The 19,262-nt window shown below is 70.2% G+C and carries 15 protein-coding genes; 7 read left to right on the forward strand and 8 right to left on the reverse strand.

The window, feature by feature from the left end:
• Positions 1–218 precede the first annotated feature (218 nt).
• The 4 genes from pknB to thiI all read left to right on the forward strand — a co-directional run bounded on the left by pknB (position 219) and on the right by thiI (position 5,657).
• Positions 219–2,186, forward strand: a complete 1,968-nt coding sequence (gene pknB, locus KIK06_RS12765) for a Stk1 family PASTA domain-containing Ser/Thr kinase (protein ID WP_268643300.1) — start codon at positions 219–221, stop codon at positions 2,184–2,186.
• 87 nt (positions 2,187–2,273) lie between these two features.
• Positions 2,274–2,936 carry a response regulator gene (locus KIK06_RS12770; RefSeq protein WP_017600008.1) on the forward strand — a complete coding sequence of 221 codons (663 nt, stop codon included), beginning with the start codon at positions 2,274–2,276 and terminating at the stop codon, positions 2,934–2,936.
• A gap of 110 nt (positions 2,937–3,046) precedes the next feature.
• Complete coding sequence (locus KIK06_RS12775; RefSeq protein WP_017600009.1) at positions 3,047–4,072, forward strand: 6-phosphofructokinase; 1,026 nt, start codon at positions 3,047–3,049, stop codon at positions 4,070–4,072.
• A 301-nt stretch (positions 4,073–4,373) separates the two neighbouring features.
• Entirely contained in the window at positions 4,374–5,657 is a 1,284-nt protein-coding gene (thiI, locus tag KIK06_RS12780) for a tRNA uracil 4-sulfurtransferase ThiI (RefSeq protein WP_268643301.1), read from the forward strand.
• 179 nt (positions 5,658–5,836) lie between these two features.
• Here thiI and aroF read toward each other — a convergent pair whose 3' ends face one another.
• A complete protein-coding gene (gene aroF / locus KIK06_RS12785; protein ID WP_017600011.1) occupies positions 5,837–6,883 on the reverse strand; it encodes a 3-deoxy-7-phosphoheptulonate synthase in 1,047 nt (348 codons plus the stop codon).
• Positions 6,884–7,269: 386 nt separating this feature from the next.
• Here aroF and KIK06_RS12790 point away from each other — a divergent pair, with 386 nt between their 5' ends.
• Positions 7,270–7,905: a molybdopterin-dependent oxidoreductase gene (locus tag KIK06_RS12790; RefSeq protein ID WP_268645957.1), complete on the forward strand. Its 636-nt coding sequence runs from the start codon at positions 7,270–7,272 to the stop codon at positions 7,903–7,905.
• A gap of 10 nt (positions 7,906–7,915) precedes the next feature.
• Here KIK06_RS12790 and macS read toward each other — a convergent pair whose 3' ends face one another.
• Genes macS through KIK06_RS12805 form a run of 3 tightly spaced genes read right to left on the reverse strand, consistent with a single transcriptional unit; the run spans position 7,916 to position 10,788 of the window.
• Positions 7,916–9,130, reverse strand: a complete 1,215-nt coding sequence (gene macS / locus KIK06_RS12795) for a MacS family sensor histidine kinase (RefSeq protein ID WP_268645958.1) — start codon at positions 9,128–9,130, stop codon at positions 7,916–7,918.
• Between the two features lie 3 nt (positions 9,131–9,133).
• Positions 9,134–9,994, reverse strand: coding sequence for a hypothetical protein (locus tag KIK06_RS12800; protein ID WP_017600014.1), 861 nt, complete (start codon positions 9,992–9,994; stop codon positions 9,134–9,136).
• Positions 9,991–10,788 carry an alpha/beta hydrolase gene (locus tag KIK06_RS12805; protein ID WP_017600015.1) on the reverse strand — a complete coding sequence of 266 codons (798 nt, stop codon included), beginning with the start codon at positions 10,786–10,788 and terminating at the stop codon, positions 9,991–9,993. The genes KIK06_RS12800 and KIK06_RS12805 overlap by 4 nt, the downstream gene beginning before the upstream one ends.
• A gap of 451 nt (positions 10,789–11,239) precedes the next feature.
• Between KIK06_RS12805 and KIK06_RS12810 the strand changes: the two genes are divergently transcribed.
• Positions 11,240–12,091, forward strand: coding sequence for a lysophospholipid acyltransferase family protein (locus KIK06_RS12810; protein WP_017600016.1), 852 nt, complete (start codon positions 11,240–11,242; stop codon positions 12,089–12,091).
• A gap of 285 nt (positions 12,092–12,376) precedes the next feature.
• Here KIK06_RS12810 and KIK06_RS12815 read toward each other — a convergent pair whose 3' ends face one another.
• Positions 12,377–13,324, reverse strand: coding sequence for an ROK family glucokinase (locus KIK06_RS12815; protein WP_017600017.1), 948 nt, complete (start codon positions 13,322–13,324; stop codon positions 12,377–12,379).
• Between the two features lie 142 nt (positions 13,325–13,466).
• A complete protein-coding gene (locus KIK06_RS12820; RefSeq protein WP_268643302.1) occupies positions 13,467–13,898 on the reverse strand; it encodes a hypothetical protein in 432 nt (143 codons plus the stop codon).
• Positions 13,899–14,280: 382 nt separating this feature from the next.
• Between KIK06_RS12820 and KIK06_RS12825 the strand changes: the two genes are divergently transcribed.
• Entirely contained in the window at positions 14,281–16,095 is a 1,815-nt protein-coding gene (locus KIK06_RS12825; RefSeq protein ID WP_268643303.1) for an AMP-dependent synthetase/ligase, read from the forward strand.
• On the opposite strand, the gene KIK06_RS12830 is transcribed toward KIK06_RS12825, so the two are convergent.
• Together KIK06_RS12830 and qcrB are read right to left on the reverse strand one after the other, a co-directional pair.
• Entirely contained in the window at positions 16,092–17,378 is a 1,287-nt protein-coding gene (locus tag KIK06_RS12830) for an RNA-guided endonuclease InsQ/TnpB family protein (RefSeq protein ID WP_442789765.1), read from the reverse strand. The two genes, KIK06_RS12825 and KIK06_RS12830, sit on opposite strands and share 4 nt — an antisense overlap.
• Positions 17,379–17,616: 238 nt before the next feature.
• On the reverse strand, positions 17,617–19,260 hold the full coding sequence (gene qcrB, locus KIK06_RS12835) for a cytochrome bc1 complex cytochrome b subunit (protein WP_268643304.1): 1,644 nt from the start codon (positions 19,258–19,260) through the stop codon (positions 17,617–17,619).
• Between the last annotated feature and the right edge of the window lie 2 nt (positions 19,261–19,262).

Here is a 19,262-nt window from a genome sequence, read left to right on the forward strand (position 1 = left end):
GTGGTGGGGTGAGCGGTGCGCCCGGAGCGGCACCGCACGACTGACGACGACCCAGGCGCGAACGCCTCCCACACAGGCGGTGTGGGGCGGCGCCACCGCGATCCGCGGGGCGGTCCGGGCACGAGCTTCCGCTATCGTGTCGGTTCGACACCCGGTGTCGGGTACGCGCCACCGGCCGCGAACGCCCGCGCTCCCCGCAGCAAGGACACTACTCCGCCGTGGACATGACGACTTCCGATCCCCTCGTAGGCGCGACGCTGGACCGACGCTACTTCGTCGAGTCCAGGATCGCCGGTGGCGGGATGGCGACCGTCTACGTCGCCCACGACCTGAGGCTCGACCGGCGACTGGCGCTGAAGGTGATGCACCCGTCGCTCGCGCAGGACCCCACGTTCGTCCAGCGCTTCATCAACGAGGCCCACTCCGTCGCCAAACTCTCCCATCCCAACGTGGTCCAGGTCTTCGACCAGGGTGAGGACCAGGGCCACGTCTTCCTGGCCATGGAGTACGTGCCGGGTCTGACCCTGCGCGACCGGTTGAAGGCCGCCGGACGGCTGAGGCCGCGCGAGGCCCTGCACGTGATGGCCTCCGTGCTGGCCGCGCTGGGCGCCGCCCACCAGGCGGGGATGATCCACCGGGACGTCAAGCCGGAGAACGTCCTCATCACCCAAGAGGGCATGGTCAAGGTGGCCGACTTCGGTCTGGCCCGGGCCGTGGAGCAGTCCAACCAGGGCCTCACGCGTACCGGCACCCTCATGGGTACCGCCGCCTACCTCGCTCCCGAACAGATCGAGCAGGGTGTGGCCGACGCGCGCACCGACGTCTACGCCGCGGGCATCATGCTCTACGAGCTGCTCACCGGCGGGCAGCCGCACACCGGTGAGACGCCGATCGCCATCGCCTACCAGCACGTGACCGAGGACGTCCCGCGTCCCTCGCACTTCCTGCCCGGGCTTGCGCCGGAGGTCGACGACCTGGTCACCAAGGCCACGGAGCGCGATCCCCGGTACCGGCCGAGCAACGCCGGACAGTACCTGGCCAAGGTCCTGGAGGTCCTCAACCGGCTGCCCGAGGACGGGGAGTCCGCCGGGGGGCCGCTGCCCCCGGTCGCGCAGACGGGCGCCTCGACGGCGTCCGTGACCGCCCCGCAGCTCATCGCGGGCGGTGCCGGCCCGGGCACCGAGAACGCCACGATGGTCGTGGACATGGGCGGCGCGGACCTGGACGGTGACGGCTACGGCGACGGTTACGACGAGGACGAGGACGACGCCCTGCGCAGGCGGCGCCGGCTCCTCCTCGGGATCGGCGGCGCGATCATGGCGATCGTCGTGTTCGTCGCCGGCTGGTGGCTGTTCCTCGGCCGTTTCGAGAACGTTCCGGACGTGACGGGCGACAGTATCGACGTGGCCCGCGACACGGTCCGCTCCGAGGGCCTGATCCTGGTGGAGGCGGCCGAACCCGTCTACAGCGACGTCGAGGCCGGAGCGGTCGCCCGGACCGAACCGGAGGCCGGGGAACGGCTGTCGCCCGGGGACGAGGTCACCGCGTACGTGTCCCAGGGCCCGCAGGTCGTGGAGATGCCCGACCTGGTGGGCGAGGACATCGCCGACGCCACGGCGGCCATGGAGGAACTCGGCTTCAGTCCGGACAGCCTCGAGGAGGAGGTCGTGGACGCCGAGGACGTCACCCCCGGCGAGGTGATCTCCACCGATCCGGCTCCCGGGGAGGACGCCGACCGCGAGGAGACCGTCACCATCCAGGTCAGCCGGGGCATCCAGGTGCCCGCCGTGGCCGGCCAGAAGGTGGAGGACGCGCAGCGGACCCTGGAGGACCTGGGGCTGACCGTCGATGTCGTCGAGGAGGAGAGCGAGGACGTCGAGGAGGGTGTGGTGATCACCCAGGACCCCGACAACGGCAGCACGGTGGGCGCCGGCGGCACCGTCACGCTCACCGTCTCCACCGGACCGCCCGGGGTCGAGATCCCCGACGTCGTGGGCCTGCAGGTCGGCGAGGCCCGCGAGCAGCTCAAGGAGGCCGGGTTCAAGGTGAAGGTCGAGCGCATCGCGGGCGGCAGGACCGTGGCCCGGCAGTCCCAGACAGGCGAGGCCCCGGAGGGCACGGAGATCACGATCACCGCGACGCCCGGCGGCATCGACTTCGGCGACTTCGGCGACTTCGACGACTGATCGATCGCGGTGAGGGGCGGGTGGGGCGCGTGGCGCCCCGCCCGCCCCTTCTCCTGTGCGTCCTCCTCCCGGGATAGGCTCGCCCGCATGGAGAGCGAAGCGATCCGGGTACTGGTGGTGGACGACCACCCGATGTGGCGTGACGCGGTGGCGCGCGATCTCGACGAGGCGGGTGTCGAGGTGGTGGGGACGGCGGGCGACGGCGCCAAGGCGCTGCGTATCGCCCCGGCCGTCCGGCCCACGTTGGCCGTCGTGGACCTCAATCTGCCCGACATGACCGGGGTGGAGCTCACCGCGGGCCTGGTGGCCCTGGACGAGCCGCCACGCGTACTGGTGCTCTCGGCCAGCGGGGCCAGTGACGACGTCCTGGCCGCCGTCAAGGCGGGTGCGACGGGCTACCTGGTCAAGTCGGCGGGCCGGGAGGAGCTGTTGGACGCGGTACGCCGCGTGCACACCGGCGAGGCGGTCTACACCCCGGGGCTGGCGGGTCTGGTCCTGGGTGAGTACCGGCGCCTGTCGGCGGCGGGCTCCCCTGGGACCGCCGATGAGAAGCCGCCGGTACTCACCCCCCGGGAGACCGAGGTCCTGCGGCTGGTGGCGAAGGGACTGGCTTACAAGCAGATCGCGCGGCGACTGTCCATCTCCCATCGGACGGTCCAGAACCACGTCCAGAACACCCTCACCAAACTGCATCTGCACAACCGGGTCGAACTGGTCCGATACGCCATCGACCAGGGCCTCGACGGGTGAACGAGCGGTGAATTCGCCCTCGGGGTTGGCCTGGGCCGCGCCCGGACACTATGGTCTAGACCATATGGCGGCAGGCGCCGCCCAGATCCACAACGTCGAGGAGAAGTCGCATGCGAGTCGGTGTTCTGACCGGTGGTGGGGACTGCCCCGGTCTCAACGCGGTCATCCGCGCCGTGGTGCGCAAGGGCATCAAGGACCACGGCTACGAGTTCGTCGGCTTCCGGGACGGGTGGCGCGGCCCCCTCGAGGGCGACACCATGACGCTGGACGTGGAGGCCGTCCGCGGCATCCTGCCGCGCGGCGGAACCATCCTGGGCTCCTCCCGCACCAACCTCATGAAGATCGAGGGCGGTGTCGAGCGGGTCAAGGACAACATGGCCGGTCTGGGCGTGGACGCCCTGGTCGCCATCGGTGGTGAGGACACGCTGGGCGTGGCCCGCCAGCTGCACGAGCGCGGCGTCAACGTGGTGGGCGTGCCCAAGACCATCGACAACGACCTCAACGCGACCGACTACACGTTCGGTTTCGACACCGCCGTGAACATCGCCATGGAGGCGATCGACCGCCTGCACACCACGGCGGAGTCGCACCACCGGGCGCTCGTGGTCGAGGTCATGGGCCGCCACGCCGGATGGATCGCCCTGCACTCGGGCATGGCCGCGGGTGCCAACGTCATCCTCGTTCCGGAGCGCCCGTTCGACATGGACGAGGTCGTCAAGCACGTCGAGAGCCGGTTCCGCACCCAGTACGCGCCGATCATCGTCGTCGCCGAGGGCGCCCACCCCAAGGAGGGGCAGATGGAGCTGGCCACCGGCGAGAAGGACTCCTTCGGCCACGTCCGCCTCGGCGGCATCGGCCAGCGCCTGGCCGACGAGATCGAGCGCCGCACGGGCAAGGAGGCGCGCTCGGTCGTGCTCGGCCACGTGCAGCGCGGCGGCACCCCCACCGCCTTCGACCGCGTCCTGGCCACCCGCCTGGGACTGCACGCGATCGACGCCGTCGCCGCGGGCGACTTCGGGAAGATGGTCGGCCTCCAGGGCACCTCCATCGTCCGCGTCGACCTGGCCGAGGCCACCGACACCCTCAAGACCGTCCCGGCCGAGCGCTACCAGGAGGCCGAGACCTTCTTCGGCTGACGGGAGCCCCTCCGTCACCCCTCACCGCCCAGGGGCCGCTTCGCGGGGGAGCGCACCTCCCCGACGGTCACCTGCGGCGCGGTGCCCCTTCTCGGCGCCGCGGGAGGCCGAGCCCCCCGCTCGCCGTCGCCCCCGAGCGCGGCGGGCGGGTGCGTTCGCGGCCCCGTGTGGCCGGTACCCCCCGGAAAACGGCTGGAGCGGTGGGCCCGGTGTTCGATACTGGAGGGGGACGGCGGGTGTGCCCGGTCCCGCCGCCGTCGCATCCACGTCGCACCGGGGCGCATCCACCGGAGGTAGCACCATGTCCGCGTCGCTTGAGTCCGCGCCGCTCCCCGCAAACCCGGCCGGAGCCGACGCCGGACTGGGCGAGCTCTGCGTTCTGATGAAGCTCGGGGAGATCGTCCTCAAGGGCTCCAACCGCAAGCTGTTCGAGCGGCGGCTGCACAACAACATCCGCAACTCCGTACGCGATCTCGGCGAGATCCGGCTCTCCCAGCGCGGGTCCGGCGTGATCATCGTCCGCAAGCCCGGCGCCTCCGACATCGAGGTCGCCGAGATCGCCGACCGCATGGCCAACGTCATGGGTGTCGTGTGGGTGCACCTGGTCCGCAGGGTCGCCAAGGACCTGGACGTGGTCACCGACGTCGCGGTGCGCTCCATGGCCGACCGGGACGGGACCTTCGCCGTGCGGGCCCGCCGTCGCGACAAGCGCTTCGAGATGACCTCGGCCGAGCTGGCGGGCTACCTCGGCTCGAAGATCATCGAGGCGCACGGGTACCCCGTCAACCTCAAGCGCCCCGACAACACCCTCTACGTCGAGGTGGACAAGGACGAGGCGTTCGTGTTCACCGACGGCGTCCCCGGCCAGGGCGGTCTGCCCGCCGGGATGAGCGGGCGCGGCCTGGTGCTGATGTCCGGCGGGATCGACTCCCCCGTCGCCGCGCACCGGATGATCCGGCGTGGACTCAAGGTCGACTTCCTGCACTTCTCCGGGATGCCGTTCACCGGCCCCGAGTCCATCTACAAGGCCTACAGCCTCGTGCGCCAGCTCGACCGCTTCCAGGTGGGTTCGCGGCTGTTCGTCGTGCCCTTCGGCAAGGCGCAGCAGCAGCTCAAGAGCTCTGGGATCGAGCGGCTCCAGATCGTCGCCCAGCGGCGGCTGATGCTCAAGACCGCCGAGGCCCTCGCCGACGACCTGGGCGCGGAGTGCCTGATCACCGGGGACGCGCTCGGCCAGGTGTCCAGCCAGACGATGACCAACATCACCGCCCTGGACGACGCCGTGGACATGCCGATCCTGCGCCCGCTCATCGGGATGGACAAGACCGAGATCATGGACCAGGCCCGCCGGATCGGCACCCTGGCCATCTCGGAGCTCCCGGACGAGGACTGCTGCACGATGCTGACGCCGCGCCAGGTGGAGACCGCGGCCAAGATCCCGGACCTTCGGCAGATCGAGAAGCGGCTCGACGCCGAGGAGCTGGCCGAGTACCTGGTCGGCACCGCCCAGCTCCACAAACCCAGCTTCCTGGGCGAGGAGGCCCCCGCTCGGGTGGCGGGCCCAGCGGCCGCCACCAGCGCCTGACCAACGCCGCCCCGTCCGTGCCGGCGGCACGGACGGGGCGGCGTTGGTCACGGACGCCTACGGCGCAGTCCGATTCACGCTCGTTCCCCGCTCGCGGCTCGCCTCGTCGTGCGGCACCCCGCCGGCGCCCAGACCGAACCCTCCCGGGCCTGCGCCCCGCTCCGGAGCGCCGTGACCGCTCAGAGGGCGGCGAACTGACGGCCCGGGGCCGGGGTCAGCTCACGGCCGCCGAGGGTCGCCAAAGTGCCCGCCACGTCGCGCAGCTCGGCCAGGTCCTCCTCCAGGAGCGCCTGGGGGCCGTCGCACAGCGCGTTCTCGGGGTCCGGGTGCACGTCCACGATGACACCGTCGGCACCGATGGCGATGGCCGCGCGCGAGAGCGGCAGGACCAGTTCGCGCTTGCCTCCCGAGTGCGACGGGTCCACGATCACCGGCAGGTGGGACAGGTTCTGCGCGACCGGGACCGCGCTGATGTCCAGGGTGTTGCGTGTGGCCTTCTCGAAGGTGCGGATGCCGCGCTCGCACAGGACGATGTCGAGGTTGCCACGCTGGGCGATGTACTCGGCGGCCATCAACCACTCTTCGATGGTGGCGCTCATACCGCGCTTGAGCAGGACCGGCTTGCCCGCGTCGCCCGCCGCCTGGAGCAGGGCGAAGTTCTGCATGTTGCGGGTACCGATCTGGAGCATGTCGGCGTAGGAGGCGACGAGTTCGACGTCGGCGGCGTCGACGACCTCGGTCACGATCGGCAGCCCGGTCTCCTCGCGCACGTCGGCCAGGATCCGCAGACCCTCCTCCCCCAGGCCCTGGAAGGCGTACGGGGAGGTGCGCGGCTTGTAGGCGCCGCCCCGCAGCAGGGACGCACCCGCGGTCAGCGCCATGCGCGCCGCTTCCAGGGTCTGCTCGGGCGTCTCGACGGCGCACGGACCCGCGATGACCGTCATGTGTTCGCCACCGATCGGCACGCCGCGCACGTTCACCACGGATCGGCTGCTGTGGTTCTCTCGGCTGACCAGCTTGTACGGGGCTGAGATGCGCAAAACGTCGCTCACGCCGGGTTTGGCGGCCAGTCCCAGGTCCTGGAAACGCTCGACGTCACCGACCAGGCCGATGATCGTGCGGCTCACGCCGCGTGTCACGTACGCCTCGCCCCCGGCGGAGGAGACGAGCTCGACGAGATCGTCGATGTTGTCGGAAGTGGCGTCCGGTGCCATCACGATGACCATGTGCGTTGTCCCTGTTAGTCGTATGGGTGGCTGAGCCGCACGGTAGCCGCGCTTCACCGGGTGGTCGGTCCGAAACGCCAAGGAGCCCCGGACCGTCCGGCCCGGGGCTCCTTGTGAGGTCTTCCCTGTCAGCGCAGCGCTTGACAGGCGACCGTCCGAGGATCGGGCCGGTAGCCATAAAAGCGCCAAAAGTTCCGCTGCATGTGAGCGACTATAGCGCACACCCGGCGATCCGCCACACAACCGGGGGGAGTGACGTAGCTCTCGTGTCGGCCTGGCAGGATGGCCAGATGTCGACCTTTCCCCACAGGACGGGAGGAGCCGCCCACCAGGGGCGGACACGAGAGCTGGGCCGACAGGCCGGAACCAGACGAACGGAGGACGCGTTGTCCGACGGAACGGGGGATGGTGACCGGGGGGACACACGGGCGGCCAGGCTGCCGCCGGGTCAGGCGCTACGGGGCGAGCACAAGGCCTTGCACTACGGGCCCGTACCGACCTTCCGGCCGCACAGGTGGGATTTTCGGGTGATGGGAGCCACCGAGACACTCGGCAGCCACCGGTGGACGTGGGAGGAGTTCGGGCGACTGCCCGTGACCGACTCGGTGAGCGACTTCCACTGCGTGATGCGCTTCAGCGTCCCGGACGTGCGCTGGCGGGGAGTACGCGCGGTGGACCTGGTCCGGGTGGCGCCACCCGGACCCGAGGTCACGCACGTGATGGCGTGGGGCGAGTACGGCTACAGCGCCAACCTGCCACTGGACGTCTTCCTGGGTGAGGACGTCGTCCTCGCCACGCACCGGGGCGGTGAGCCGCTGGCCCCGGAACACGGGTTTCCGCTGCGTCTCGTGGTGCCCAGCCTGTACGGATGGAAGAGCGTGAAGTGGCTGCGCGCCGTGGAGTACATGACGAAGGACCGGCGGGGGTTCTGGGAGGAGCGCGGCTACCACAACCGCGCCGACCCCTGGAATGAGCAGCGCTTCTCCTACCAGGAGGAACCCGGTCACGGCCCCCCGGCGTAGGGCCTCCCGGTCAGGCGCTCCCCCGCGCGCGGTCGCGGGGGAGCCGCAGTTCGACCTCCGTGCCCTCACCGGGCTCGCTCACGACCTCGGCCGTCCCTCCGAGGTCGCGCAACCGCCCCAGGACCGACTGGGCGACGCCCAGTCGGCCGTCCCGGCGCGCTTCCTGGAGCCTCCCCCGCGGGATGCCGGGCCCCTCGTCCCGGACCGACACGGTCACCGCGTCATCCTCGTCCTCCACCAGGACCCAGGCGGGGGTGCCCGCGGGACAGTGCCGCGCCACGTTGTCCAGTGCCGCCGCCACGGCCGCGGCGAGTTCCCCCGCCGCCCAGGCCGGCAGGAGGACCGGCGTGGCGGGCGCGGAGACGGACACGTGCACCGACTCCGACCGGCGCACCAGATCGCGCAGGTCCAGCGTGCCGGAGCCGTCCGCGCTGTCATCTCCTGGGCCTCCGGGCGCGGGCGCCCCGACCGCGACGGCGCCCACCGTGCCCCCGGCGCCGGCGCCGTCGCCGTCGACGAGCCCGTCGGTGAACAGGGAGCGCAGCCGGACCTCCTGTTCCCCTGCCATCCGGCCCAGTTCGGCGGCTTCTCCGCCGGCCTCGGCGCCGCGTCTGCTCACCAGGGCCAGCACCTGGAGCACCGAGTCGTGGACGGAGCGGGCCAGCTGTTCGCGCTCGCGGATACGCGCCTCCAGGGCCACCGCCCTCGCGAAGCGCTCCTCGGCGCGTTCGGCCACCTGTGCCATGTAGCCGACGGCCAGGCCGGTGAGAAGGAGCAGCACCACCCCCCGGACGGTCGCGTCGGTCACGGCGGCGTCCATGAGGACGCGCAGGGTGATGTCAGCGAAGCCGTAGAGGAGGGCGACGGCGGCCGCGCCGCGGCGACCCCAGATGACGCTGGCCGACAGAGCGGCCCCGGCGAACCAGTAGCCGCTCAGCGGCGGGGCCTGGGTGAGGTAGTAGGCGGTGGCGGCGGGTGCCGTGGCGAAGAGACAGGCGAAGGCCACGGTGAGGTCTGCGCTCAGGAGGCGTCGCGTGCGCCGCGAGGGGCGGGCGTAGGCGCGGGTGGTCACCGCGGTCCACACCATCATGAGGGCGAGCACTGTCCACGCCACCCAGGGGCGGCTCAGGTAGGCGTGGTGCTGCACGGCGAGGACGACGGAGTAGACGAGGGAGGCGGCACGGAAGACGGCGATCGCGCGCCAGAGGGGGACGTCGAAGCCCAGGGCTCAGACCACCGCCCCGTCGTCGGGTCCGTCGCCTCCGGGTCTGCTGTCGGTCATGCGCAGGATGAGCACGACGAAGCTGACGAGGAAGGCGGCGATCGCCACGAACATCAGCCAGTTGGGCAGCGTGATCCCGACGAAGGCGGCCCCGAAGAGTACGGTCGGCCCGCCCAGGAGTCCGAACCAGGCGGCGATGCCCGCACGATCGCCCTGGAGCAGCGGGGGCGGGGGCGGCGGTTCGTAGTGGCCCTCGCGGTCGGCCTCGACCCTGCGGCGCGCCTCCTCCTCGGCGGCCTCGCGGGCCAGCGCGTCACCGCGGTCGAACGGCGGCCCGTCCGCGAGCAGATCGCCGAGGGGCGGCTCGTCGCGCTCGTCGGGGACACTCAGGTTCTCCGCGTCGGGCCAGGCGGCCCGACGCCGGGCCGCGGCGGTGTCGCCCTCGCCCTCGTAGAAACGGGCGACCAGGTCGCTCCAGACCTCGTCCTCGTTCGGGGGTTCCACGGGGGGCGCGTCGGGATCGCCGTGGGTGGGCGGCCCGTCCAAGAGGTCCCCGCCGCGCGGGGTGTCGAGGGCCCCGGCGGTGGGTGCGGTACCGGTCCGACCGCCGAGGTCGGGCAGCTCCGATCCCAAAACGCGCTCGGCCGCGGCGCGTTCCTCGGCATCCACGTACAGGTGGTCCGTGGGCGGATCCTCGGTCTCTCCCCCACCGCCCGGTTCGAGGACGTCCTCCTCCAAGGGCACGGCGTAGGCGGCGATACCGCTGCGACGCAGCGCCTCCAGCATCCGGTCGGCGTGGGAGGGCGCGAGCAGGACCAGGGGAACGTAGGCATCGGCGAGCAGGCCGTTGCCCCGACGTTGTGTCATCGGACGGCTCCTTCCCCGCTTCTCCTCTGCTCTCGCACGAAGGCGAGGCTTCCGTCGAAGATCTCGGCGGCGTCGTGGTCGAGCGTCGCCACGTGGTAGCTGTCGTGGAGCAGGTGGATCGTCAACGACGTGTTGACCGCCCTTCTGGCGAGCATACGCAGACTTCGCGGTCCGACGACATGGTCCTGAGGGCTCCGGTAGGCCAGGATCGGCGCTCGCAAAGCGGACATGCCCACCTGAACCTCGCGCCACAGCTTCGGGAGTGTCGCGGCGGCGGCCGTGGGCGTGCGCGTGTAACCGCCCTCCCTCTCCCCCGGCTTGGCCACGTCGCTCGTCAGCCCCGGGGTGGAGGGCATAACCCGCCTGACCAGCCCGCGGAACGGGGCGACGAGCGGGAGTCGGATGTCCTCCACCACGAGGGAGGGGTTGACCAACACCACACCGCGCACGGTGTCGGGGTGCTCCTGGGCCAGGCGCAGGGTCAGGGCGCCGCCCATCGAGAGCCCCATGACGAACACCTCGTCACAGCGCGCCGCCAGGTCCAGCAGCGCCCGTTCGACGGCGGCGTACCAGTCGTCGCTGGTGGTGAGGTTCATGTCCTGCCAGGTGGTGCCGTGGCCCGGCAGCAGGGGCACCTCCACGCTGTGCCCCTCCGCCGCCAGGTGCTCCGCCCAGGGGCGCATGGAATAGGGCGATCCGGTGAAGCCGTGGCAGAGGAGGACGCCGACCTCGGACCCCCGGTGGCTGTACGGTTCCGCGCCCGGCAGCAAGGGGGTGACGGCGGTCGGTCTCATGGAGCGGCTCCAGGGGCTCGTGCGGTACGGGGGCGGGTGACGGCAGGCCCCCGGCTTCAGCCTGCCTCGGCGTGAAACCCCGGGCTCTCACCCCCGGGAGGAATCGCCACACAGACTACCCCGGGTACCTCGACAGGCACCGAATCCCCCTTGCGGAACCGCTTCCCGCGTCCGGGCCCGCGGAGGGGCGGTCGCGGAGGTCCGGTTTCACCCGGTTCGGCCGACACCGGCCGATCACCGGGGGAACGGTATCCTTTACCAGGCCGGGCGCGGCAGTCCGTTTGGAGGCGCTTTGGCAGTCGCCCCCGTGCGATGGGAGGATGGCGCACGTCAGGTAACGCTCCTCCCCACCCTTCGGGCGGAGGCGCTTGCGACCTTGTTGGCCGAGCGGGACAGGAACCGTGGCAGACCCTGCCCAGGACTCCCCGCGTGTGCAGGGGTGATCTCAACGATGTTCTACTGGGTGGTCAAGGCGATCCTGGGGCCGGTACTGGCCGTTCTGTGGCAGCCGCGCGCCGAGGGCGTGGAGAACGTGCCGCGGCGCGGCGCGGCGATCATGGTGAGCAACCACCTGTCCTTCTCCGACCACTTCTTCGGTCCCCTGCCGCTGCCGCGCAAGATCACCTTCCTCGCCAAGTCCGAGTACTTCACCGGCACCGGGGTCAAGGGGCTGGTCAGCCGGGCGTTCTTCACCGGTGTGGGGCAGATCCCGATCGACCGCTCCGGTGGAAAGGCCAGTGAGGCGGCGCTGCGCACGGGTCTGCGTGTGCTCAAGCGCGGCGACCTGCTGGGGATCTACCCCGAGGGCACCCGGTCCCCCGACGGCCGCCTCTACCGCGGCCGTACGGGTGTGGCGCGCCTGGCCCTGGAGGCCAAGGTCCCGGTGGTGCCGATGGCGATGATCAACCTGGAGAAGATCATGCCGCCCGGCCGGACCGTCCCGAAGCTGGGCGTGCGCCCCAAGGTGGTGTTCGGCGAACCGCTGGACTTCTCCCGCTACCACGGGATGGAGCGCGACCCCCGGGTGCTGCGCGCCGTCACCGACGAGATCATGTACGCGCTGATGTCGCTGTCCGGCCAGGAGTACGTGGACCGGTACGCCCAGTCGGTCAAGGCGGAGCTGGAGGCCGAGGCCAAGGAGGCCCGGCGTGAGCAGCACGCCAGCGACAAGGACCGCAGGCGTGCCGAGCGCGCCAAGCGCAAGGAGGAGCGCCGTACCCGCAAGGAGGAGAAGCGGGCCGAGCGCAAGGCCGCCAAGGAGCGTGCGAAGGACGGCGGGGAACCCTCGGGCTCTGAGGACTGACTCCGTTCCCGACACGAGTAGGGCGCGGCTCCGGTGATCGCACCGGGGCCGCGCCCTGTTTGTTTTGGTCCTCCGCTTCGCTTTGGACCGTGTTCGGGCGCCCTCAAGGCAGGGATTCTGCCCGCCCGTCGCCCACCACCACCCTCAACGGACGCCTACGGCGCAGTCCCTCCTTCGGCGGCGCCTATCGCTCGTTCCTCGCTACGCGGCTCGCCTCGTCGTGCGGAACCCTGCCGACGCCCGAACGGCAACCCCCTCGGGTAACCACCCCGCCCAGGGCCCCGGTCAGTGCCGGGCGAGGTCTCCGGCGCCGACGATCCCCGCCTCGCCGCCGAGCTCGGCCAGGCGCACCTCGGCCAGGCGGCGGTGGGGGCGCCCGGACACGTGGCGGCCGAACGAGGCGCGGACCGGGTCCAGCAGAATCGCCCCCGCGTCGGACACACCGCCGCCGAGGACGAAACACTCCGGGTCGAGGATGGCGGCGAGGTCGGCCAGTCCCAGCCCCGCCCACTCGCCGACCGCGGCGAAGCACTCCAGGGCGGCCGCGTCGCCCTCCAGCGCGGCCTGGGTGATGATCGGGCCCTGGACCCGCTCCACGGTCCCGTCGGCGAGCTTGAGCATGCGCTCCGCCTTCTGGGGGTCGGTACGGGCGCGGTCCTGAGCCTCGGCGACCAGTGCGCGTCCGCTGGCGTACTGCTCCCAGCAGCCGTGGTTGCCGCAGGGGCACCGGCGGCCGAAGGGCACCATCCGGTAGTGGCCCACCTCCGAGGCCACGCCGAAGCGGCCCCGGTACAGGGCGCCGTCCAGGACCAGACCGCCGCCGATACCGGTGCCCAGGGTCACACACACGATGTGGTCGCTGCCGCGACCCGCGCCGAAGCGGGCCTCGGCCCAGGCGGCGGCGTTGGCGTCGTTCTCGACCACGACGGGCAGGCCGACGCGCTCCTGGACGCGGTCACGGAGGGGGTGGTCGCGCAGGCCGAGGTTGACGGCGATCTGGACCGTGGCACGGTCCTCGTCGACGAACCCGGCCACACCCACGCCGACCGCCCCGCAGTCCGCCTCAGGGCGCCTGTCCCGCAGTTCGCGGACGGCGCGGGCGACGACGTCGGCGAGGGCCTCGGGGTCATCGGCCGGAGTGGGGTACTTGACCTTGTCCAGGATCTTCCCGTCGAGGTCAACGACCCCGGCGGCGACCTTGGTCCCGCCGATGTCTACGCCGATGGTGAGCATGGGGGCGACTCCTCCGTACTTACGCCCGAACTCTGACATAAGTAACAAGGTTCATGGCAGAGATCTTGCAAATGGGGTACAAACCATTCGATTAAACCAGCCCGCAACCCCTGGGAACACCCCTTCGGCGAAACCCGTGGATCTAGACCGGTTCGCGCCCTGTGACCTGCTTGTCCGCACTGGGCGCCGCGGCACCGCCACGCTCCGCCCCCGGGGTGTCGTTACGGGTCTGCTCCAGGGAGCGCTCGACCACGTCCCAGGTGCGCCCGAGCGCGTCGGCCACGACCAGACCCGCCCGGCCCAGGTGTCCGGCGAGCTCCGGAGCGCTCGTGCGCACGATGTCGAGGACCTCGCCGAGCGGCCGGCGCTCCGGTTCCGTCTCCAGCCGGATCGCCTCCGACCACACGTCCTCCTTGACGGGAGGCGCGGTGACCGCGCTGACTCCGCGCCGGACCCCCGCGGCGAGCAGCTTGCGCTGGAGGCCGTCGACCAGTCGCAGCGCGTCGTCGACGAGGTCGGGGGCGGGAGCGCGCCCGCCAGAAGCCCCTTCGCCCCGAGCGTTGTTCTCCGTCATGTCAGACCTCCTTGGGACCGGCTTGCCGTTGGCTTCACGTTAACCGGGCCCCGAACCGCCCTACAGGCCCCTCAGGGCCGAATCAGGGGCGAACCAGGGGTGCCCCGACCGCATCGGGCCCCGGCCTCCCAGCCCAGAAAACCCGGCATTTCACGCGTTCTTCACGTCGGGTGCACGAACACCACGCAGGCGATAGTGTCGCGTGCGCGGGAGGAGGAGTCGGGACGAACCGTCCGCCCCACGCGTCCACCCACGTCAGACACCGGGTTCGGTCACCGTTGGATACCGAACGGCATGCCGTCCTACTCACGAGTAGCATGGTGTTGTTACGGTCGTCACGTCCCCACACATCAAAACCCCGTACACGCCCAGGAGCCACAACGTGCGCGAATACAGTTCTCCCGCGAAAGCTGAGATCTCCGACGACGCGCGACTGACCGACACGCTCTACGCGCGCGCGGCCAGCGAGCCCAACGCCGTCGCCGCCCGCCGGCTGGAGTCCGGACAGTGGCGCGACGTCACCGTCGCCGAGCTGCACGGCGACATCACCGCGTACGCCAAGGCGCTGATCAACGCGGGCATCGAGCACGGTGACCGGGTCGCCCTGATGTCACGGACCCGCTACGAGTGGACGGTCGTCGACTACGCGATCTGGTCCATCGGCGGCGTCACCGTCCCGATCTACGAGACCTCCTCCGCCGAACAGGTCGAGTGGATCCTCTCCAACTCCGGGGCCAAGGCCGCCTTCGTCGAGACCGACTCCCACGCCGAGCGCGTCGAGTCGGTCCGCGCGAACACCCCCGACCTGGGCAACGTATGGCGGTTCGACGGAGACGACCTCACCTCCCTGCGTGCCACCGGCGCCGACATCGACGACGAGACCTTCGACAAGCGCCGCACCGCGGTCAAGGTCGACGACCTCGCCACCCTCATCTACACCTCCGGCACCACCGGCCGCCCCAAGGGCTGCAAGCTGACGCACCGGAACTTCCTCTTCATCGCGCACTCGGCGCTGGAGGGTCCGGCCAAGCAGATCCTCAAGGGCACGTCGAACCCCTCCACCCTGCTCTTCCTGCCCCTGGCACACGTGTTCGCGCGCTTCGTCCAGGTGATGGTGATCGAGGGCAAGGCGGTCCTGGGCCACTTCTCGACGACCGGCCCCGAACTGATCGACCAGTTCTCCGTCTTCAAGCCCACCTTCATCCTCGCCGTCCCGCGCGTGTTCGAGAAGGTCTTCACCAAGGCCGAGCAGAAGGCCACCGCCGAGGGCAAGGGCAAGATCTTCAACGCCGCCGCGAACACCGCGATCGACTACAGCAAGGCACTCGCCACCGGCCAGGTGCCCTTCGGTCTCAAGCTCAAGCACGCCGTGTTCAAGAAGCTCGTCTACGGCAAGCTCATGGACCGCCTGGGCGGCCAGTGCAACTACGCCGTCTCCGGCGGTTCGGCCCTCGGCGCCCGGCTCGGCCACTTCTTCCGGGGCGCGGGTCTGACCATCATCGAGGGCTACGGCCTCACCGAGACCACGGCGCCCACCACGGTCAACAGCCCCGGCTTCAACAAGATCGGCACGGTCGGCCAGCCCCTGCCGGGCACCAGCGCGCGGATCGGCGAGGACGGCGAGATCCTCGTCAAGGGCGACCACATCATGGTCGGCTACTGGGACAACGAGAAGGCCACCGAGGAGGCCTTCACCGAGGACGGCTTCTACCACACCGGTGACCTCGGCGCCCTCGACGACGACGGCTTCCTCAGCGTCACCGGCCGCAAGAAGGAGATCATCGTCACCGCGGGCGGCAAGAACGTCGCGCCCGCGGTCCTGGAGGACCGTATCCGGGCGCACACCCTGGTCAGCCAGTGCATGGTCGTCGGCGACAACCGCAAGTTCATCGCCGCCCTGGTCACGATCGACCCCGAGTCGTTCGAACAGTGGAAGTCCGACAAGGGCAAGACCGGCGAGATCGCCGACCTCACCGAGGACCCCGACCTCAACGCCGCCGTCCAGGAGGCCGTGGACAACGCCAACAAGGCCGTGTCCAAGGCGGAGGGCATCAAGAAGTTCCGCATCCTGCCCAGTGACTTCACCGAGGAGAGCGGCCAGCTCACCGCCTCCATGAAGGTCAAGCGGCACGTGGTGAACAAGAGCTGGAGCAAGGAGATCGACGAGATCTACAACGTGTCATCTTCTCAGTCCTAAGACCGAGCTTGCCGGTAGGCGCCCGGCTGGCTGCCGGATCGACCTCCGCGTCCAGGCAACCTCAGGGGCTTCCAGGGACGGATGACTGCCGCCACGCGTCCCACGCGACCTCGCCTCGAGCGGCATGGTCGCGGGAAGCGTTCCGGTAGGCGCGCGCGGGCGACGCCGCACGACCGGCGGGTGAACAAGGTCTGGCTGGTGCGGTCGCCCTTTTCGCGGTGACCGCACCAGCTACGCGTCTGGGACGTGTGGGCCGGATCCACGAACACCACGGGTACACCCGCCCCGCGGGCCCCATACGAGATGAACTCGCCTAACCGGGCGAAGGCCCAGGAGTGCGGCGCGGCCCGTTGGGGCGCCCGGAGGGGACTGCGGCCGAAGACCGTCGGTTGGGGCGGTGGAGGGCGACGGGCGGGACGTACCCTCTGCCGGATGCCCGAAAGATCTTCCAGGGCGATCCCGCGCGAGGTGCGTTCAGCCTCGGCCACGATGCGTTCGGAGATGCAGTGGTTGGCGTCCTTGGCGACGCGTGATTCCCTGCGTCGCTGCCGCTTCAACACACGTTTGGCGGACGTGGTGCCCTTGGCCTGCAACTTCTGGCGTAGACGCTGCTGCCGCCCGCGGTACCGGTTGAGCTTGCGCCCGGCCATGACACGGCCATCGCTGGTGGTGGCGATGTTGACGATCCCCAGATCCACACCCAGGAATCCCTCCGGGTCATACTCCTCGTCGTCGGGCACGGTGAGCGTGACGGACAGGAACCACACCCCGTCCCGATACAGCAGGTCGGACTCTCCGCGCTTGTGCTCGCCCAAGGCCTTAGCCGCATCAGGTGAGCAAGCAAAGGGCACGTCCTTCAACCGTCCCCGGACAGTCCACAACGAGATCGTGCGGGCGTCCACACAGAAGGAAAGGTTCCTCTGGTCGTAGGGCTGTGCGGCGTCCGACCGGAAGACGATCGGCTTTTCCTCGACGCGCTTGCGCCGCTTCGACCCGGGTTTTCCATAGTTCCCGGCCTTCAGGTTGGCCTTGAACGTCGTGTAGGCGTCGGCGACCTTCTTGATCACGTGCTGGGCGGCCTGCGATCCGAGCCCGGCGGCTCGTACACCGGCGTGGGCGAGCTTACGCAACGGGTAGTTCTTGGTCGTCCCCGTCTCGTGCGCGATCTCGGATACCCGATTGGCCTGGTCGTTGACCGCGCCCAGGGTCGCCTCCAACGCCGCCGCCCGCTCAGGCGACGGCGTGAGTCTGAGCTGCACGATGATCGTCGACACACGCACCATTGTGTGCCCGCTCGGTGACAGAGTGCAGCGAAGCGCACCTGAAAATGATGCTCGTCACTCATGGTTCGCCAGGGCATGGGCAGCGATTCCTCCCGGGCCTGAAGCCCCGGGTCCTGGCCCAAACGAGCCGTCCCCGCAGTCACACGCCCGTGCTCGCACCCGCACCGTGGGATCCCGGACACACGCGACGGGCCCGGCCGAAACACGGCCGGGCCCGTCGTCGTCGGATGCGCGCGTCCTAGTGGGCGGCGGACTCCTTCTCCTCGGCGGAGTGGTGCAGGTGGTGGCCGCTGTGCGGCTCCACACCCTCGAAGGACACGTTGTCCTTCGTGTACCAGTGCGCCAGGGCGCGGCGGAGCCTGCCCGTGGTCTTGCGCTTCTGGGGGCTCTCCACACCCTTGTCGTCGGTCTCCTCGCCCAGGGCGGTCGAGGTGATCGTCGGCTTGCTCAGGAGCGCGTCCACGGTGTCCTGCGAGCTCTCCTTGTGCACCTCGATGAACTCACCGCTGGGCAGCTGCTGGATGATGCCGCTCTCGTAGCCGTGCTCCAGGGTGTCGCGGTCGCGCCGCTGCAGACCCAGGCAGATCCGCTTGGTGACGATGAACGCGATGATCGGCCCGATGATGATCGACGCACGGAAGATGTACGTCGTCAGGTACAGGTCGATGGAGAACGTCTCCGACAGGATGTCGTTCGAGCCGGCGAGCCAGAGGATGCCGTAGGCGGTGACGCCCGCGACGCCCAGACCCGTGCGGACCGGGGCGTTGCGCGGCCGGTCGGCCACGTTGTGCGGCCGCCTGTCCCCGGTGATCCAGGCTTCCAGGAACGGCCAGGCGGCCAGACCGCCGAACAGCAGACCCATGAGGCCCAGACCCGGCACGAGGACCGCCACCGGGACCGCGTAGCCGAAGATCTGGAAGTCGAACGTGTTCGGGAAGATCCGCAGCGCTCCCTCCAGGAAGCCCATGTACCAGTCCGGCTGGAGGCCGGAGGTGATGGAGGTCGGCGTGAACGGACCGAACAGGTGGATCGGGTTGACCTGCACGAGCCCGGCCAGGCCGGCGGCCACGGCGAACGTGAAGAAGAAGAACCCGCCCGCCTTGACCGCGAACCCGGGGAACATGGGCGTTCCCACCACGGTCTTGTTCGTCTTGCCCGTGCCCGGGTACTGCGTGTGCTTCTGGTGCCACAGGATCATGAAGTGCGCCACGATGAGCGCGAGCAGCAGAGCCGGCAGCAGCAGGATGTGCAGCATGTACAGGCGCGGGATGATCAGGTCGCCCGGGAACTCCCCGCCGAACAGGAACATCGAGACGTAGCTGCCGACCAGCGGCAGGGCCATGATCACACCCTGGAGGATGCGCACGCCCATGCCGGAGGGCAGGTCGTCCGGCAGCGAGTAGCCGAAGAGGCCCTCGACGATGGCGATCGTGAAGATCCCGACGCCGATCAGCCAGTTGATCTCGCGCGGCTTGCGGAACGCACCGGTGAAGAACACACGGAGCATGTGCACCACCAGCGAGGCCACGAAGATCAGCGCGGCCCAGTGGTGGATCTGCCGGACGAGGAACCCGCCGCGCACATCGAAGTCGATGTACAGGGTCGAGGCGTAGGCCTCACTCATCTCGACGCCCTGGAGGCGCTCGTAGGAGCCGTCGTAGACGATCTCCGCCATGCTCGGCTTGAACCACAGGGTCAGGAAGACACCCGTGAGGAGCAGGATGATGAACGAGTACAGCGCGATCTCGCCCAGCATGAACGACCAGTGGTTCGGGAAGACCTTGCGAAGGTTCTTCTCACCGGTCTTGGCGAGGTGGAAGCGGTCGTCGATGAAGTTGCCGACGCCGCGCAGCGCCTTGGGTGCTTGCGTGGTCTTACTCATCG

Origin of the sequence: Nocardiopsis sp. EMB25 (genome assembly GCF_026797795.1) — a bacterium.
Taxonomy (GTDB): domain Bacteria; phylum Actinomycetota; class Actinomycetes; order Streptosporangiales; family Streptosporangiaceae; genus Nocardiopsis; species Nocardiopsis lucentensis.

Excerpts from the sequence above, each read along its gene's own strand:
- KIK06_RS12770 (WP_017600008.1), top strand. The coding sequence starts at position 2,274 with ATGGAGAGCGAAGCGATCCGGGTACTGGTGGTGGACGACCACCCGATG.
- KIK06_RS12775 (WP_017600009.1), top strand. The coding sequence starts at position 3,047 with ATGCGAGTCGGTGTTCTGACCGGTGGTGGGGACTGCCCCGGTCTCAAC.
- thiI (WP_268643301.1), top strand. The coding sequence starts at position 4,374 with ATGTCCGCGTCGCTTGAGTCCGCGCCGCTCCCCGCAAACCCGGCCGGA.
- aroF (WP_017600011.1), bottom strand. The coding sequence starts at position 6,883 with ATGGTCATCGTGATGGCACCGGACGCCACTTCCGACAACATCGACGAT.
- KIK06_RS12800 (WP_017600014.1), bottom strand. The coding sequence starts at position 9,994 with ATGACACAACGTCGGGGCAACGGCCTGCTCGCCGATGCCTACGTTCCC.
- KIK06_RS12805 (WP_017600015.1), bottom strand. The coding sequence starts at position 10,788 with ATGAGACCGACCGCCGTCACCCCCTTGCTGCCGGGCGCGGAACCGTAC.
- KIK06_RS12810 (WP_017600016.1), top strand. The coding sequence starts at position 11,240 with ATGTTCTACTGGGTGGTCAAGGCGATCCTGGGGCCGGTACTGGCCGTT.
- KIK06_RS12815 (WP_017600017.1), bottom strand. The coding sequence starts at position 13,324 with ATGCTCACCATCGGCGTAGACATCGGCGGGACCAAGGTCGCCGCCGGG.
- KIK06_RS12820 (WP_268643302.1), bottom strand. The coding sequence starts at position 13,898 with ATGACGGAGAACAACGCTCGGGGCGAAGGGGCTTCTGGCGGGCGCGCT.
- KIK06_RS12830 (WP_442789765.1), bottom strand. The coding sequence starts at position 17,378 with ATGGTGCGTGTGTCGACGATCATCGTGCAGCTCAGACTCACGCCGTCG.
- qcrB (WP_268643304.1), bottom strand. The coding sequence starts at position 19,260 with ATGAGTAAGACCACGCAAGCACCCAAGGCGCTGCGCGGCGTCGGCAAC.